15 protein-coding genes and 1 tRNA gene are annotated in these 15,268 nt (G+C 64.9%); 11 read left to right on the forward strand and 5 right to left on the reverse strand.

Features of this window, described 5'->3' with window-relative positions; translation table 11 throughout:
* Positions 1 to 76: 76 nt before the first annotated feature.
* The 7 genes from K3551_RS13245 (at position 77) to K3551_RS13275 (ending at position 6,489) form a co-directional block, all read left to right on the forward strand.
* Positions 77 to 1,033, forward strand: coding sequence for a tripartite tricarboxylate transporter substrate binding protein (locus K3551_RS13245; protein WP_259914072.1), 957 nt, complete (start codon positions 77 to 79; stop codon positions 1,031 to 1,033).
* 67 nt (positions 1,034 to 1,100) lie between these two features.
* Entirely contained in the window at positions 1,101 to 1,559 is a 459-nt protein-coding gene (locus K3551_RS13250) for a tripartite tricarboxylate transporter TctB family protein (RefSeq protein ID WP_259914074.1), read from the forward strand.
* A 10-nt stretch (positions 1,560 to 1,569) separates the two neighbouring features.
* Positions 1,570 to 3,060, forward strand: a complete 1,491-nt coding sequence (locus K3551_RS13255; RefSeq protein ID WP_259914076.1) for a tripartite tricarboxylate transporter permease — start codon at positions 1,570 to 1,572, stop codon at positions 3,058 to 3,060.
* Positions 3,057 to 3,887 (forward strand): sulfite exporter TauE/SafE family protein, encoded by an 831-nt coding sequence (locus K3551_RS13260; RefSeq protein WP_259914078.1) that lies wholly within the window; start codon positions 3,057 to 3,059, stop codon positions 3,885 to 3,887. Before K3551_RS13255 ends, K3551_RS13260 begins: the two co-directional genes overlap by 4 nt.
* Positions 3,887 to 4,702, forward strand: coding sequence for an alpha/beta fold hydrolase (locus K3551_RS13265; protein WP_259914080.1), 816 nt, complete (start codon positions 3,887 to 3,889; stop codon positions 4,700 to 4,702). The genes K3551_RS13260 and K3551_RS13265 overlap by 1 nt, the downstream gene beginning before the upstream one ends.
* 10 nt (positions 4,703 to 4,712) lie before the next feature.
* Positions 4,713 to 5,612 (forward strand): L-threonate dehydrogenase, encoded by a 900-nt coding sequence (gene ltnD / locus K3551_RS13270; protein ID WP_259914082.1) that lies wholly within the window; start codon positions 4,713 to 4,715, stop codon positions 5,610 to 5,612.
* Positions 5,613 to 5,718: 106 nt separating this feature from the next.
* On the forward strand, positions 5,719 to 6,489 hold the full coding sequence (locus K3551_RS13275) for a hydroxypyruvate isomerase family protein (RefSeq protein ID WP_259914085.1): 771 nt from the start codon (positions 5,719 to 5,721) through the stop codon (positions 6,487 to 6,489).
* 71 nt (positions 6,490 to 6,560) lie between these two features.
* On the opposite strand, the gene K3551_RS13280 is transcribed toward K3551_RS13275, so the two are convergent.
* Positions 6,561 to 10,223, reverse strand: coding sequence for a vitamin B12-dependent ribonucleotide reductase (locus tag K3551_RS13280; RefSeq protein ID WP_259914087.1), 3,663 nt, complete (start codon positions 10,221 to 10,223; stop codon positions 6,561 to 6,563).
* A gap of 509 nt (positions 10,224 to 10,732) precedes the next feature.
* On the opposite strand from K3551_RS13280, the gene K3551_RS13285 reads away from it, so the two are divergent.
* Positions 10,733 to 11,215 carry a YbaK/EbsC family protein gene (locus K3551_RS13285; RefSeq protein WP_259914089.1) on the forward strand — a complete coding sequence of 161 codons (483 nt, stop codon included), beginning with the start codon at positions 10,733 to 10,735 and terminating at the stop codon, positions 11,213 to 11,215.
* A gap of 8 nt (positions 11,216 to 11,223) precedes the next feature.
* Here the strand turns inward: K3551_RS13285 and K3551_RS13290 are convergent.
* The 4 genes from K3551_RS13290 to pdxH all read right to left on the reverse strand — a co-directional run bounded on the left by K3551_RS13290 (position 11,224) and on the right by pdxH (position 13,119).
* Positions 11,224 to 11,300 (reverse strand) — tRNA-Pro (locus tag K3551_RS13290).
* A gap of 41 nt (positions 11,301 to 11,341) precedes the next feature.
* On the reverse strand, positions 11,342 to 11,827 hold the full coding sequence (locus tag K3551_RS13295) for a DUF192 domain-containing protein (protein WP_259914092.1): 486 nt from the start codon (positions 11,825 to 11,827) through the stop codon (positions 11,342 to 11,344).
* Positions 11,806 to 12,357: a cold-shock protein gene (locus tag K3551_RS13300; protein WP_259914094.1), complete on the reverse strand. Its 552-nt coding sequence runs from the start codon at positions 12,355 to 12,357 to the stop codon at positions 11,806 to 11,808. The genes K3551_RS13295 and K3551_RS13300 overlap by 22 nt, the downstream gene beginning before the upstream one ends.
* Before the next feature lie 150 nt (positions 12,358 to 12,507).
* Complete coding sequence (gene pdxH, locus K3551_RS13305) at positions 12,508 to 13,119, reverse strand: pyridoxamine 5'-phosphate oxidase (protein ID WP_259914096.1); 612 nt, start codon at positions 13,117 to 13,119, stop codon at positions 12,508 to 12,510.
* Between the two features lie 94 nt (positions 13,120 to 13,213).
* Here pdxH and fabI point away from each other — a divergent pair, with 94 nt between their 5' ends.
* The 3 genes from fabI (at position 13,214) to gpt (ending at position 15,221) form a co-directional block, all read left to right on the forward strand.
* Positions 13,214 to 14,029 carry an enoyl-ACP reductase FabI gene (gene fabI, locus K3551_RS13310; protein WP_259914098.1) on the forward strand — a complete coding sequence of 272 codons (816 nt, stop codon included), beginning with the start codon at positions 13,214 to 13,216 and terminating at the stop codon, positions 14,027 to 14,029.
* The gene (locus K3551_RS13315) at positions 14,029 to 14,643 is read left to right on the forward strand and encodes a LysE family translocator (RefSeq protein ID WP_259914099.1); all 615 of its coding nucleotides are present in this window, start codon (positions 14,029 to 14,031) and stop codon (positions 14,641 to 14,643) included. The genes fabI and K3551_RS13315 overlap by 1 nt, the downstream gene beginning before the upstream one ends.
* A gap of 74 nt (positions 14,644 to 14,717) precedes the next feature.
* Positions 14,718 to 15,221: a xanthine phosphoribosyltransferase gene (gpt, locus tag K3551_RS13320; RefSeq protein WP_259914101.1), complete on the forward strand. Its 504-nt coding sequence runs from the start codon at positions 14,718 to 14,720 to the stop codon at positions 15,219 to 15,221.
* Positions 15,222 to 15,268 lie beyond the last annotated feature (47 nt).

The raw sequence follows: 15,268 nt of genomic DNA on the forward strand, positions 1-15,268 counted from the left end.
CGTTATCATCCTGCATGACAACGTTACCAATGGATCATTTGGAGGTGATCTGTCGCTTTCTGGGAGGAACTCGAAAATGAAACTGACTCTGTCCTGCGCCGCAGTCACAGTGGCGGCCGCACTGGTCGGCACCACCGCACTGGCCCAAGATTTTCCGCAACGCCCCATCAATCTGGTCGCGCCGTTCAACGCAGGCGGCGGCACGGATCTGTTGCTGCGCGGCCTTGCCCCGCATCTTGCCGAGGCGTTGGACGGCGACGTGTTCGTGTCGAACATGGCCGGCGGCTCCGGCACGGTGGGCGCTGCCGCGCTGGCCGGACAACGGCCCGACGGCTATCAGCTGGGCTATTGGTCGGTGACCGTGGCCACCATCCAGCCGCAGATCAAGGACGTCCCCTACGGCGTCGACAGCTGGACGCCGATCTGCTCGGTCGCGGCCTCGCCCACGATCCTGTTCGTGAATGCGGACAGCCCGTTTCAGACGATCGAAGACGTGGTGACCGCCGTCAAGGCAGAGCCGGGCAAATACATCTACGGATCCTCGGGTCCCGGCGCGATCACCCATCTGACCGTGGTGTCCGCCTTTGAAGGGTTGGGCATCATCGACGACATGAAGCATCTGCCGTTCCAGGGCTCTGGCCCCGCGCTGCAGGCGATGGCGGCGGGCACGATCCAGTTCTTCGGCGATACCGAGATCCTGCTGACGCGCGGTGATTTCCGCCCCCTTGTGGCGTTCAACAGCGAACGGCTGGCGTCCCTGCCCGATGTGCCCACCGCCGCCGAAGTCGGCATCGAGGCGCCATTGAACGAGCTTTACCTCTGGGGCGGTCTCTTCGCCCCCGCCGGGTTGGAGCCGGATGTGACGGAGAAGCTGTCGTCGGCATGCGAAACGGCCGTGGCCTCTGACGGGTTCCAGGCCTTCGCCGAGCAGACGTCGACGGTCATCGACTATCGGAACGCGGCGGATTTCGATGCGTTCTTCCGCGCGCAATACGGCTCGAACGGGGCCTTGATTGAGGCCGCCGGCCTCTGACCTGACCCGTTCCCTCGCGCGCCGGCAGCCCCGGCGCGCGACCCTTTTCCCGCTCAAGGGTATGCTCATGCTGGCTCGTCTTTCGTCTGAACGCGCGGTCATCGCGCTTTGCCTGCTACTGCTTGCGGTCGCGCTCACGATTTCCACTTTCGGGCTGCAATTCGCCGATCTTGGCGGGGCCTTCGATCCGACCTTTTTTCCACGCATCATTCTGATCTGCTGGGTCCTGCTTGCGGCCCTGAACCTGGCTGTCGACATGCGCGCCGACGGCGGCTGGAAACTGGCTGGCTTTGCCAAGGTCGTTCCGATGGCGCTGGCGACCTGCGTCTATGTCTGGTTCCTGCCGACCTTGGGGTTTTTCGTCTGCTCGGTTATCCTCGCGACCGTCTTTCTGTTGATCCTGGGCGTGCGCCATCCGATCGGCTTTGCGCTGGTCGCGCTGGGCGTTCCGCTCTCTCTTGTCATCTTGTTCAACCACGTGCTGAAAATGCCGCTGCCGACCTCCCCTTGGGTCTGGTGGATCTGAGGAGCACGCGATGCTGAGCGTCCTGCCCGAGGCCATGGGCCTTATCTTTACCGTCGAGGGGCTGTTGGTCCTGACCCTTGGCACCATGTTGGGGATCGTCCTGGGCGCCCTGCCCGGCATCGGGTCCACCGTTGCCGTGGCGATGATCCTGCCCTTTACCCTGACCATGAGCCAGGCCCCCGCGATCCTGCTGCTGCTGGCGATCTACGCGGGGTCGGTTTACGGCGGCTCGATCTCGGCCATCCTGATCAACACACCCGGCACGCCGCAATCGGCGGCCACCTGCCTTGACGGCTATCCCATGTCGCAGCGCGGCGAGGCGGGCAAGGCGCTGGGCTGGGCCACAATCGCCTCGGTCGTGGGCGGGCTGGTCTCGGCGGTGGTGCTCATATTCGCGGCCCCGCAACTGGCGGCCTTCGCGCTGAATTTCGGGCCGATCGAAACCTTCACCCTGATCCTTCTGGGCATGACCTGCATCGTCTCCGTCTCCGAAGGATCGCTGATCAAGGGGTTGATGGCGGGCATGATCGGCATCTTTCTTTCGACCGTTGGCGGCGACCCGATTACCGGCGAGGCGCGGTTCACCTTCGGGAATTTCCAGCTGATCGCGGGGCTCAATCTGCTGGCGGTCGTCATCGGCGTCTTCGCCCTGTCCGAAGTCCTGATCCGTGCCACTCGTGGTGAGGACGATACGGCCAGCCTGATCGACTTCAACGGCATCGTGCTGCCGAAGCTGGCCGAATGGAAGGGCCGGTGGAAAAACCTGGCCAAATCCGTGGCCATCGGCAACGGCATCGGCATTCTGCCGGGCACGGGTGCTGCGACGGCCGCCTTCATCAGCTACGCCGAGGCCCGCCGCTCCGCGCCCACACGCGCGAATTTCGGCAAGGGGGAACCCGATGGTTTGATCGCCTCGGAATCCGCCAACAACGCGGTGACCGGCGGCGCGCTGGTGCCGACCATGGCGCTGGGCATTCCCGGCGACGCAATCACCGCCGTGATGCTGGCCACGCTGACGCTGCACGGGGTCACGCCCGGCGTCCGCCTGATGGAGGACAATCCGATCCTCATGGCGGCGATCTTCTCGGGGTTCTTCGTCATCAACCTGATGCTGCTGCCGCTGGGCATGCTGGTCAGCCGCGTGTCCGCCCCGCTGCTGCGCATGCGCGAAGCTTACATGCTGGTGGTCATCACCCTGCTCTGCACGCTGGGCGTCTATTTCGTGCGCGGCAATCCGTTCGACCTGCTGGTCATGGTGGCGGCGGGGGTCGGCGGGTTCCTGCTGCGCCGTCAGGGCTATCCGATGGCGCCGCTGGTCATCGGCATGGTGCTGGGGCCGACGCTGGAAATCAGCCTGCGCCAGGGTCTGATCATCACCGACGGCAGCTTTGTCGCCTTCTTCGTGGGCCACCCGATTGCCGCCGTCCTGCTGGTCGCCGCGCTGGGCATGCTGTCGCTGCCGTTCGTGCGGATGTGGCGTGAACGGGGGACGCGCGCGTGATCGCCGGGTTTTCCATCGCGGCGCTGGCCGGGCTGACCATCGGGCTGCTCATCACCGGGGCGATTGCGGGGGTCTTGGCCGGGCTGCTGGGCGTGGGCGGCGGGATCGTCATCGTGCCGGTGTTGATCGTCTTCGCCGAGATCTTTGACGTGCCCCGCGATGTGGCGATGCTGACGGTCGTGGGCACCTCGCTGGCGACGATCATCCCGACCTCGATGTCTTCGGCCCGGGCGCATCGGCGCAAGGGGTCTATCGACACGGGCATTCTGCGCGGCTGGGTCGTGGCCATCTTTCTGGGCGCGCTGGCGGGCGGCTTTGCGTCCCGGGTCTTCGGCTCCGACGGGTTGACCATCGTGTTCGGCGTCGTGGCGCTGGCGGTTTCCGTCAACCTGGCCCTGCCCCGCACGATGCAACTGGCCCCCGCGCCCCCCGCCTCCGCCGCTGGACGCGCGGCCATCGCCGCGCCGATCGGGTTCACCTCGGCGCTGATGGGGATCGGTGGTGGCACGCTGTCGGTGCCCGTGATGACCATGCTGTCGGTGCCGGTGCACCGCGCCGTCGGCACGGCGTCGGTCTTTGGGCTGGCAATTGCGGTGCCCGCCGTCGTGGGCTTTGTCTGGGCCGGCTGGGGGGTCGAGGGGCGCCCGCCCGGATCGCTGGGCTTCGTCAACCTGCCTGCCGCCGTGGTCCTGTTTTCGACCAGCGTTCTGACCGCGCCCTTTGGCGCGACGCTGGCGCACAAGCTGGATGCGCGCAAGCTGAAGCTGGCCTTCGCCGGGTTCCTGTTTCTCAGCGGGCTGCGCATGTTGTGGAAGGCCCTGGCCTGATGGCAATGACCCACGTCGACACCCCGCGCCTGCGCATTCATATCCGCCACGAAGGGCGCGGCCCGCGTCTGTTGTATCTTGGCGGCTCCGGGTTTGATCTGTCGCTGCGCGCGCCGATCTTCGACAGCCCGCTCGTCGACCTCTACGAGATCGTGGCAGCCGATCCCCGCGGCCTTGGCCTGACCGACGCGCCGCCGGGCGACTGGACGATGACGGACTATGCCGACGACGCCCTGGCCCTTTCGGATGCGCTGGGATGGGACCGGGCGCATGTCCTGGGCGAAAGCTTTGGGGCAATGACCGCGCTGCACCTGGCCGCCGCCGCACCCGATCGTATTGACCGGCTGTGCCTCAGCGTCGGCGCGGCCGGGGGCGCGGGCGGGCAATCCTTTCCCATCCATCAGTTCCAGGACCTGACCGACCCCCGCGCCCGCGCGGTCGCCTCACTGACGTTGCAGGATCGCCGGTTCGCGGATCTGTGCGCCCGTGATCACGCCACCGCAGACGCAATGGTGACCGCCCGGATCGAGACGGAGCGCGCGTTCCTGGCACATGCGGGCAATGCCACCGGGTATCTGCGGTTGCTGGCGGCGCGGGCCGGGCATGATTGTTGGGACAAACTCCCTGACATTCCGCATCCGACCCTGATTCTCAGCGGACGCTACGACGATCAATCGCCGCTGGATCGGTCACAGGCCATTGACCGCGCGTTGCGCGACAGCAAACTTCGGATCATTGATGATGGGCACGGACTTTTGTTCCGTCACCCCGACGCAGTGCAGGCCGTGCGGGATCACCTCGCCGCAAAGACGTAAGGACAACGACATGAATGCGACCAATATCGGGGTCTTCGGGCTAGGCTCCATGGGCTACGGCATGGCGCAATCGGCGCTGAAGGCCGGGCTGGTGACCCATGGGTTCGACATCAATGCGGCCCAGGTCGCGCGCTTTCAGGCCGAAGGCGGCGCAGCCGGTGCGCCTGCGGATGTCGCCGCGTCGCTGTCCGCCGCAGTGATCGTGGTGCTGAACGCCGCCCAGACCGAAGCAGTCCTGTTCGGCGACGCCGGGATCGTGCCCCAGATGACCACAGGGGCCGTCGTTCTGGCCTGCGCCACCGTCCCCCCCGCCTTCGCCCGCGAGATGGAGGCGCGTTGCGCCGCGCATGGGGTCTATTACCTCGACGCGCCGATTTCGGGCGGTGCGAAAAAGGCCGCGTCCGGCCAGTTGTCGATCATGGCCTCTGGCACGCCACAGGCCTTTGCCGCCGCCCAGCCCGTGCTGGACGCGCTGGCCGAAACCGTCTTCCGCCTGGGCGACGCCGCAGGGGCCGGATCGGCCATGAAGGCGGTCAACCAGCTGCTGGCCGGGGTGCACATTGCCGCCATGGCCGAGGCGATGACCTTCGGCATCAGCCAGGGCGTGACGCCCGAAGCCTTCATGGAGGTGATCCCGAAATGTGCGGGCACCTCCTGGATGCTGGAAAACCGGGGGCCGCATGTGCGCGACGGCGACTACACCCCCCATTCCAGCGTCAATATCTGGCCCAAGGATCTGGGCATCGTGCTCGACATCGCGAAATCCGCCAGCTTTGGTGCCCCTATCGCCGCCGCCGCGCTGCAACAGTTCCTGGCCGCCGCCGGGTCGGGTCTAGGGGCCGAGGATGACGCCGCCGTGGCCAAGGTCTATGCCCGCAACGCGAGGCTGGCCCTTCCGGGGGATGGCTGATGTTTTCGCACAATACCTCGGGCCGGCCGGCGCGCGCATCCGATCGCCGCACCGGACGTGTCCACTTTTCGCGACAACCGGCGTTTGACCCGGCAGGAGGCCCGTCATGACCATTTTTTCCGCCAACCTCGGCTTTCTCTGGGCCGACCGGCCCCTGCCCGACGCGATCCGCGCGGCCAAGGCGGCGGGCTTTGCCGCCGTCGAATGCCACTGGCCCTATGACACCCCTGCCGCAGAGGTGCGCGCCGCGCTGGATGAAACGGGGTTGCCGATGCTGGGCCTGAACACGGCGCGGGGCGATGTGGCGGGCGGTGAAAACGGCCTGTCCGCCCTGCCCGGACGCGAGGCGGATGCCTGCGCGGCCATCGATCAGGCGCTGGACTACGCGGCGGCCATCGACTGCGGCGCGGTGCATGTCATGGCCGGTTTTGCCAAGGGCCCGGACGCTGAGGCCGCCTTTGTCGCCAACCTCGCCTATGCCTGCGCGCGCGCAGGCGACAGAACGATCCTGATCGAGCCGCTCAACCGCTACGACGCCCCCGGCTACTTTCTGAAAACGACGACACAGGCCATCCGTCTGATCGAGACGGTGGGCGCCCCCAACCTGCGCCTGATGTTCGACTGCTATCACGTGCAGCTGATGGAGGGGGACCTGACCCACAAGCTGACCGAGCTGATGGATCGGATCGGCCACGTGCAGTTCGCCTCCGTCCCCGACCGCGCTGCACCGGATCGGGGCGAGATCGCCTTTGCCCACATCTTCGCGCACCTGCGGCAGATGGGCTACGACCGCCCGCTGGGGGCCGAATACAAACCCGGCGGCGACACTGACGCGACGCTGGGCTGGATGTCGGACCCGACGCTGACCGGGGCCTGACGCAACAACCTGACGCAAAAAAAGGGGCCGCGGCGAACCGCGACCCCCACCCTGCTCGATCAGTCGTCCCCTCAGCTACAGCCGGAGGTTCCGCCGCAGGTGTTGCACTTCATGCAGGTGCCGTTGCGGACCAGCGTGTAGTTGCCGCATTCGCCACAAGCCTCGCCCTCATAGCCCTGCATCTTGGCCTTTGCGCGCGGGTCCAGTGCAGTGGCCATGGCCACGGTCGAGGTTTCGGTGGTCTTGACGGCCACGGCGGTCTCACCGCTCACCAACTCTGCCGCGACCCGGTCGGCCCCGCCGCGCAGCGCGACCAGATCCTTGGGCAGACGCTTGCGCAGGTAACCAGACGAGGTGACCGACTTGATGACCTCCAGCGATTGCGATGCGGACGATCCGACCGGGGCCAGGTTTCCATCCTCGGCCCGCGCCTTCTCGGCTTCGCCGATGGAGTCGAACGTGGCCCCCTGCGGCTTTACGTGGGCCAGGTCTTCGCGGTCCAGATAGCTGACGGCCAGCTCGCGGAAGATGTAGTCCAGAACGCTCGTCGCGTTCTTGATCGAGTCGTTGCCCTGCACCATGCCCGCCGGTTCGAACTTGGTGAAGGTGAAGGCGTCCACGAACTCCTCCAGCGGGACGCCGTATTGCAGGCCCACGCTGACGGCGATGGCGAAGTTGTTCATCATCGCCCGGAAGCCAGCGCCTTCCTTGTGCATGTCGATGAAGATTTCGCCCAGGTTGCCGTCCTTGTATTCACCGGTGCGCAGGTAAACCTTGTGCCCGCCAACGACGGCCTTCTGGGTATAGCCCTTGCGCCGTTCCGGCATCTTTTCGCGGTGCGAACGGACGATTTCCTTGACGATGACCTTTTCGATCACCTTCTCGGCCAGAACCTGCGCCTTGGCGGCAGGCGTCCCGCTTTCCAGAATCTCGGCGGCCTCGTCGTCATCCTCGACCAGCGACGCGGCCAGCGGCTGCGACAGTTTGGAGCCGTCACGGTACAGCGCGTTGGCCTTCACGCCGAGGCTCCAGGACAGCTCATAAGCCGCCTTGCAGTCGTCGATCGTGGCGCCGTTGGGCATGTTGATCGTCTTGGAAATCGCCCCCGAGATGAACGACTGTGCCGCCGCCATCATGTGGATATGGCTGTCGACGGACAAGAAGCGCTTGCCCTTTTTCCCGCAGGGGTTGGCGCAGTCGAAGACGTTCAGATGCGCCTCCTTCAGGCCCGGCGCGCCTTCCAGGGTCATCGTCCCGCAGACGTGGTCATTCGCCGCCTCGATCTCGGCCTTGGAGAAACCCAGGTGCCGCAGCAGGTCGAAGGTCGGATCGTTCAGCTTTGCCGCCGGAATGCCCAGCGTCTGCGTGCAAAATTCCGCGCCCAGGGTCCACTGGTTGAACACGAAGCGGATGTCGAAGGCCGAGGGCAGCGCGGCCTCGATCTTCTTGATCTCCGCCTGGCCGAAGCCGTGGCCGATCAGCGCAGTGTGATTGATGCCGGGTGCCTGCCCCAGCGATCCATGGCCCACCGCATAGGCGATGATCTCGGCGATCTGCGCCTCGCCATAGCCCAGCGTGCGCAGGGCGGCGGGAACCGACTGGTTGATGATCTTGAAGTAGCCGCCACCGGCCAGCTTCTTGAACTTCACCAGCGCGAAATCCGGCTCGATGCCCGTCGTGTCGCAATCCATGACCAGACCGATGGTGCCCGTGGGCGCAATCACGGTCGACTGCGCGTTGCGGTAGCCATGCGTCTCGCCCAGCTTGACGGCCTCGTCCCAGACTTCGCTTGCCAACGCGGCAAGACGCGCATCGGGACATCCAGCAATATCAAGGGGAACGGGGGCGACGTTCACGTCCTCATACCCTTCGCGCAGGCCCTTGGACGCGGTGCGGTGGTTGCGCATCACGCGCAGCATATGATCGGCGTTCTTGGCGTAACCCGGAAACGGCCCCAGCTCTCCGGCCATTTCGGCCGAGGTGGCATAGGACGTGCCGGTCATCACAGCCGTCAACGCACCGCACAGCGCGCGCCCTTCACGGGAATCGTAGCCCAGGCCCAGGTTCATCAGCAGACCGCCGATGTTGGCATAGCCCAGACCCAGCGTGCGGAAATCATAGGACCGCTGCGCGATTTCCTTGGACGGAAACTGTGCCATGGCGACCGAAATTTCCAGCGTGATCGTCCAGAGCCGCGAGGCGTGGACATAGAGCTCGTGATCGAACTGCCCGTCCTCGCCGAGGAACTTCAGCAGGTTCATCGACGCCAGGTTACAGGCCGTGTCGTCCAGGAACATGTACTCCGAACAGGGGTTCGAGCCGCGGATCGCGCCGTCTTCCGGGCAGGTGTGCCAGGCGTTGACGGTGTCGTGGAACTGGATGCCGGGATCGGCGCAGGCCCAGGCGGCGTGGCCGACCTTGTCCCACAGATCGCGCGCCTTGACGGTGCGGGCAACCTTGCCGTCGGTGCGGTTCGTCAGCTCCCAATCCGCGTCCTTTTCGACCGCATAGAGGAACGCGTCGGTGACCCGGACGGAGTTGTTGGAGTTCTGGCCAGAGACCGAGTTATAGGCCTCGCTGTCCCAATCGGTGTCGTAGGTCGGGAATTCGATGCTGTCATAGCCCTGGCGCGCGTACTGCAGCACGCGCATGATGTAGGCTTCGGGGATCATGTGCTTTTTCGCGGCACGGATCACGCCCTTCAGGGTGTCGTTGACCGCCGGATCGCAGGCGTCGTCCAGCTTGCCGTCCCAGGCGCGCACGGCTTCCATGACTTTGGTCAGCTGCGCCTGATGCGCCTTGGACCCGGCGACCAGGGCCGCGACTTTCTGCTCTTCGATAACCTTCCAGTCGATGAAGGCCTCGATATCGGGGTGGTCCATGTCGACGATGACCATCTTGGCCGCGCGCCGCGTGGTGCCGCCCGACTTGATCGCGCCCGCCGCACGGTCGCCGATCTTGAGGAAGCCCATCAGGCCCGACGATTTGCCGCCGCCCGACAGGGCCTCGCCCTCGCCGCGCAGATGGCTGAAGTTGGTGCCCGTGCCCGAGCCGTATTTGAACAGCCGTGCCTCGCGGACCCACAGATCCATGATGCCGCCGTCGTTCACCAGGTCGTCGTCGACCGACTGGATGAAACAGGCGTGGGGCTGCGGGTGCTCATAGCTGGACTTGGACCGCGTCAGCTTGCCGGTCTTGGGGTCGACATAGTGGTGCCCCTGCGCTGGGCCGTCGATGCCATAGGCCCAGTGCAGGCCGGTGTTGAACCACTGCGGCGAATTCGGCGCGCCCATCTGGCGGGCCAGCATCACGCGCATTTCGTCGAAATAGGCGCGGGCGTCGTCCTCGCTGGTGAAATAGCCACCCTTCCAACCCCAATAGGCCCAGGCCCCTGCCAGACGGTCAAACACCTGCTTGGACGACGTCTCGCCGCCAAAGCGGTCTTCTTCTGGCAGTTCGGCCAAGGCGGCCTCGTCGGGGACGGATCGCCACAGAAACTCCGGCACGTCCTTTTCGCGGACGGCCTTCAGGCGGGCGGGCACCCCGGCCTTGCGGAAGTATTTCTGCGCAATGACGTCAGAGGCAACCTGGCTCCAGCCTTCGGGAATCTCGACGGCGTCCAGACGGAAAACGACCGTGCCGTCGGGATTCTTGATCTCGGACGTCGTGGTCGTGAAGGCAAGCGCCGCGTAGGCGTCTTTGCCCGCCTCAGTGAGTTTCCGTTCCAGCCGCATCTGTCGTGATCCCTATCGTCAGTTTGTCTATCCGGCCGTCCCGTGAGGTGGACGGCTGCTTGCCCTGTGTGGTGGCGCCGCGCACAACGACAAATGATCCGAACCGAAGTTCGAAGGCATTTCCATTTGTCATCAAGCGCCTGCTCGCCTGTCCAACGTGCCACTATATGTAGTGGCTTCGCCCGACGACCACACTAATGGATGACAGAATGGTGACGCGTCAATGTGGATAACGGGGATAACCCTGAATCATTTTTCTTGACTTGCGCGGTGCCCATCCGTCCCGCCGACTGCCGCGAAAAACGACGCTTATGGATCAACAAGATACTCCGATCCGCCCCGAATCTGCGCCGCACCCCAGCCGATGCACAATCACCACAATCCCCGCTCAGCCCCCTCGGACACGCCCCGTCCCCGCCCCCCCCTGTGGAGGAATCGGGCGCCGCGCGGTCGCTTGACGCGACATCACGCGGACCGCAAAACACCACGACCAGACCCGGAGGAAGCCCATGTCCAAGAGTGTTGCGCGCGTCGAAACCGCGGCCAAGGCCGCCGGTCTGGACATCACGGTGCAGCGCATGCCCGACAGCACGCGCACCGCACAAGAGGCGGCGGCGGCCTGCGGATGCGCGGTCGCTCAGATCGTGAAATCCATGATCTTCGAAGGCCAGAACAGTGGAACGCTCAAGCTGTTGCTGGTCAGTGGCGACAGGACCGTGGACCTGGACCAGGCCGCGCTGCACCTGGGAGAGCCGCTGTCACGGGCCGACCCCAAACGCGTCCGGTCCGAGACCGGATTCGCCATCGGCGGCGTTGCCCCCATCGGTCATCTTTCGATGCGGGACTGCTGGATGGATGCCGCGCTGCTGTCGCAAGAAACCGTCTGGGCGGCTGCGGGGGCACCGAACGCGGTCTTCTGCGTGGTCCCCGATGCGCTGCGCCGGGCGTCGCAGGCGCAGGTGTTGGATTTCGACCGAGCGAGCGGCGATTGAAATCAAAGTGGTCGGGGCGAGAAGATTCGAACTTCCGACCCCCTGTACCCAAAACAGGTGCGCTACCAGGCTGCGCCACGCCCCGACTGCGCGCCGACTAGCACCCCCCGCACAGGAAGGAAAGCCTCAGTCGCAGGGCCAGACCGATCCGTCTTGCGGCATTGCCGGCGACCGTAGCTGATCGCCCGCTTCGATCCCCAGAACCGCCGCCATGCCGCCGTTCAACTCCAGCACCGCGCGGGCGGGAACCTCGGACAGGATCACGGTCTCATCCCGGGGCTGTGCCTCGGCGTGAACCTTTACGACGGTTCCGGTTTCATCGACGAAAATCATGTCCAGAGGGATCAGCGTGTTGCGCATCCAGAATCCCAGTTGCTGGGTCCGATCGTAGACGAACAGCATTCCCGCCATCCGGGCCATCGACTCTCGGAACATCAGACCACGGGCCTGGTCTTCTGGGGTCAGGGCCAGTTCGACGCGGAACCGGGCGGATCCCCAATCGCCCCGCAGGTCGACACGACTGTCCGAACAGGCGGCCTGGACCGTACCCGAAACCGCAAGAACCATCACCGCCGCAGCGGCAAGGGCCCTCAGACCATGTAGTATTCCCATCGCCGCACCTCTACCGCCAACTCTCCGCGCGCGCCGTCGATGGCACGCAGGCAGATTGCCTCTCCGGGGGCGAGGTCCGCAAGACCGAAGCGGCGCAACACTTCGATGTGAATGAAGATGTCGCTGTCATGGCCAAAGGCATTCGCAAACCCGAAGCCCTTGGACTTATCGAACCATTTCACCCGTGCGGGCAGAAACGGCAGGTCCTGCGAATAGGGCTGAAGGTATTCCGGTACATCGTTTCCGACGTAGGCGATTTCTTCGGGCTCCGGCGGGGTGATCGACAGGATCTCGACGGCCTGCAGGCCGCGATCACTGGCCTGGATGCGCAGGGAGATCTCGCTCCCGTCCGCGACAGAACTCTGGCCAAAGTTGCGCAGAACATTGACATGAAGAAGCACGTCCCGGTCCGCACCATCGGAGACGATAAAGCCAAAGCCGCGGGCGGCGTCGAACCACTTCACCCGGCCCGAGACAACCTCGCCCTGTGTTCCCGTGCCGACGGCGTCCTGATCTGTGGCGCTGCTCACAACGTCCCTCATTGGTTTGGATCGATGTTGTTATCGTTAACACAAGCGGTCGTGATATCCGCCTCGGACCTGGGAACAAGACCGTTTCTGTCATGCCGCAGCGGCAGCTTCAATGGTGCGTGCCGACTTGAACAGCCCAGAACGCAGCATTCAGGGGTTGAGGCGTGAAACCGCCCAATGCGCACAGTCGTTGTGCGTTTTTGTCCAGCGGAATCGGTCATGCAGCCGGAAGGCGCCGTCCGCCCAGAACTCGATTTCAACGGGGCGGATTCGGAACCCGCCCCAGAACGGCGGCCGCTCCGGGTTGGTCCCCTGGGTGGCCGTCACGCGCGCCACCTCGGCCATCAGCGCGGTGCGACTTTCCAACGGGCGCGACTGCGCCGACGCCCAGGCCCCAAGGCGCGACTTCAGACTGCGCGACATGTAGTAGGCATCGGCCTGCGCATCCTCGACCCGCTCGACCGGACCCCGGACCCGGATCTGACGCCGCAGGCTTTTCCAATGCATCACAAAGGCGGCTTTCGGCGTCTGCGCCAATTCCTGCCCCTTCGTGCCATCGAAGTTGGTGTAGAAGACGAAGGCATCGGCCTCGATCTCCTTGAGCAGGACCATCCGCACGTTCGGCAACCCATCGGGGTCGACGGTGGCCAGCGCGATGGCGTTCGGATCTTCGGCCTCCGTGCGGGTCGCTTCGTCCAACCAGCCCTGCGCCAACTGGAAGGGGTCCTCACCGGCGAAAATCCCGCTGCGATCCGCTGCCATGCTGTCCTGCCTTCCGTAAACCTTGCCGCCCTAACGGCAATCGCCTAAAGCCTGCGACAACGCAAGCATCGGGCACAGCAATCGGGGGTGGACCATGTCGGGACTTATGGCGGGCAAGCGCGGGCTGATCATGGGGCTTGCCAACGACAAGTCCATCGCGTGGGGCATCGCGCAGGCCTGCGCCGAACAGGGCGCAGAACTGGCGTTCAGCTATCAGGGCGAGGCGTTGAAAAAGCGCGTCGATCCGCTGGCCGCGAAACTGGGATCGTCGCTGGTGCTGCCGTGCGATGTGGGCGACGGGGCCTCGATCGACGCCCTCTTCGACAGCCTGAAGGACCATTGGGACAGCCTGGACTTCGTGGTCCACGCCATCGGCTTTTCCGACAAGTCGGAACTGCGCGGCCGCTATCTGGACACCTCGCTCGACAACTTCCTGATGACCATGAACATCTCGGTCTATTCCTTCACCGCCGTGCTGCAACGCGCCGAAAAGATGATGACCAACGGCGGTTCGGCCCTGACGCTGTCCTACTACGGTGCCGAAAAGGTCATGCCCCATTACAACGTGATGGGCCTGGCCAAGGCGGCGCTGGAATCCTCGGTGCAATACCTGTCCGAGGATCTGGGCAAGGACGGCATCCGCGTGAACGCCATTTCGGCGGGCACCATCAAGACGCTTGCCGCCTCCGGCATCGGTGATTTCCGCTACATCCTGAAATGGAACGAAAACAACTCTCCGCTGCGGCGCACCGTGACGCAGGAAGAGGTGGGCAAATCGGCGATGTACCTTCTGTCTGATCTGTCGTCGGCGGTCACCGGGACGATCCACCACGTCGATGCCGGCTACCACGTTGTCGGCATGAAAAACCCCGAAGCCCCCGACATCACGTTGGACAAGAAAGCCCCCTGATGGAGGTGTTGACCGCCGGACATCTGCTGGCGTTCAACGCAGCGCTGTTCCTTGCCATGGCGGGTCCGGGGCCTGCGTTCGTGCTCTGTGTGCAGTCCAGCCTGCGCGGGGGCCGCAAGGAAGGCATCCTGACCGGTGCCGGTCTGGCCGTGATGGCCGGGCTCTGGACGCTGGCGGCCCTTCTGGGTCTGGAAACCCTGTTCGCGACCTTCCCTGCGGCCTACACCGTTCTGCGGATCAGCGGCGCCGTATTGGTTCTGGCCTTTGCGATCCACACCTGGCGCACGGCATCGACCCCCGTCGGCACGGCCGCCGCGATTTCGTCCCGGCGCGCGTTTTTGCGGGGTTTCCTCGTGAATCTTGGCAACCCCAAAAGCATTCTGTTTGCCGCGGGTGTTTTGCTGGTCATCTTTCCGCCCGGCCTGTCTGCGGCCGAGATGGGGCTGATCACCGTCAACCACATCGTCCTTGAAATGATCGTCTACACCGGCCTTGCCGTGTTGCTGAACCACCCGGCGGTGCAGATGCGCTATCTTGCGTGGAAACCGGTGATCGCCAAGGCGACGGCGGTCGTGCTGGGCGGCTTGGGCCTGCGTCTTCTGGTGACCTCATGACGGGCCGATCCTTCTGGTCCGGCCCCTGCCCGACCCTGCCCGATTTACCGGCCCGCCCGACTTAGGAGAGTGACATGTCCGAAAAACTGCCCCACGAAAAAGGCTTTCACATCAGCTGGGACCAAATCCATCGCGACAGCCGTGCCCTGGCCTGGCGCCTGGACGGACGCGGCCCCGACGGCGGTGCATGGAAGGCGATCGTGGCGATCACCCGCGGCGGCATGGCCCCGGCCATGATCATCGCGCGCGAACTGGACATCCGTCTGGTCGATACGATCTCGATCAAATCCTACGACCACCAATCCCAGGGCGAGGCGCAGGTCCTGTCGAAACCCGACGACGCCATGGTCGGCGACGGCACCGGCGTTCTGGTGATCGACGACCTGGTCGACAGCGGCAAGACATTGGAAGTGGTGCGCAAGATGTATCCCAACGCGCATTTCGCAACCGTCTACGCCAAACCCAAGGGCGAGCCGATGGTCGACACCTTCATCACCGGCGTCAGCCAGGACACATGGATCTTTTTCCCTTGGGATATGGCGCTTCAATACGTCCAACCCTATCGCGGCAAGGACTGAAACGAGCGCACCGTTTGCGGTCACCGATACCGCAAGGGTGCGCAAAT

This window comes from Jannaschia sp. M317 (genome assembly GCF_025141175.1).
GTDB lineage: Bacteria > Pseudomonadota > Alphaproteobacteria > Rhodobacterales > Rhodobacteraceae > Jannaschia.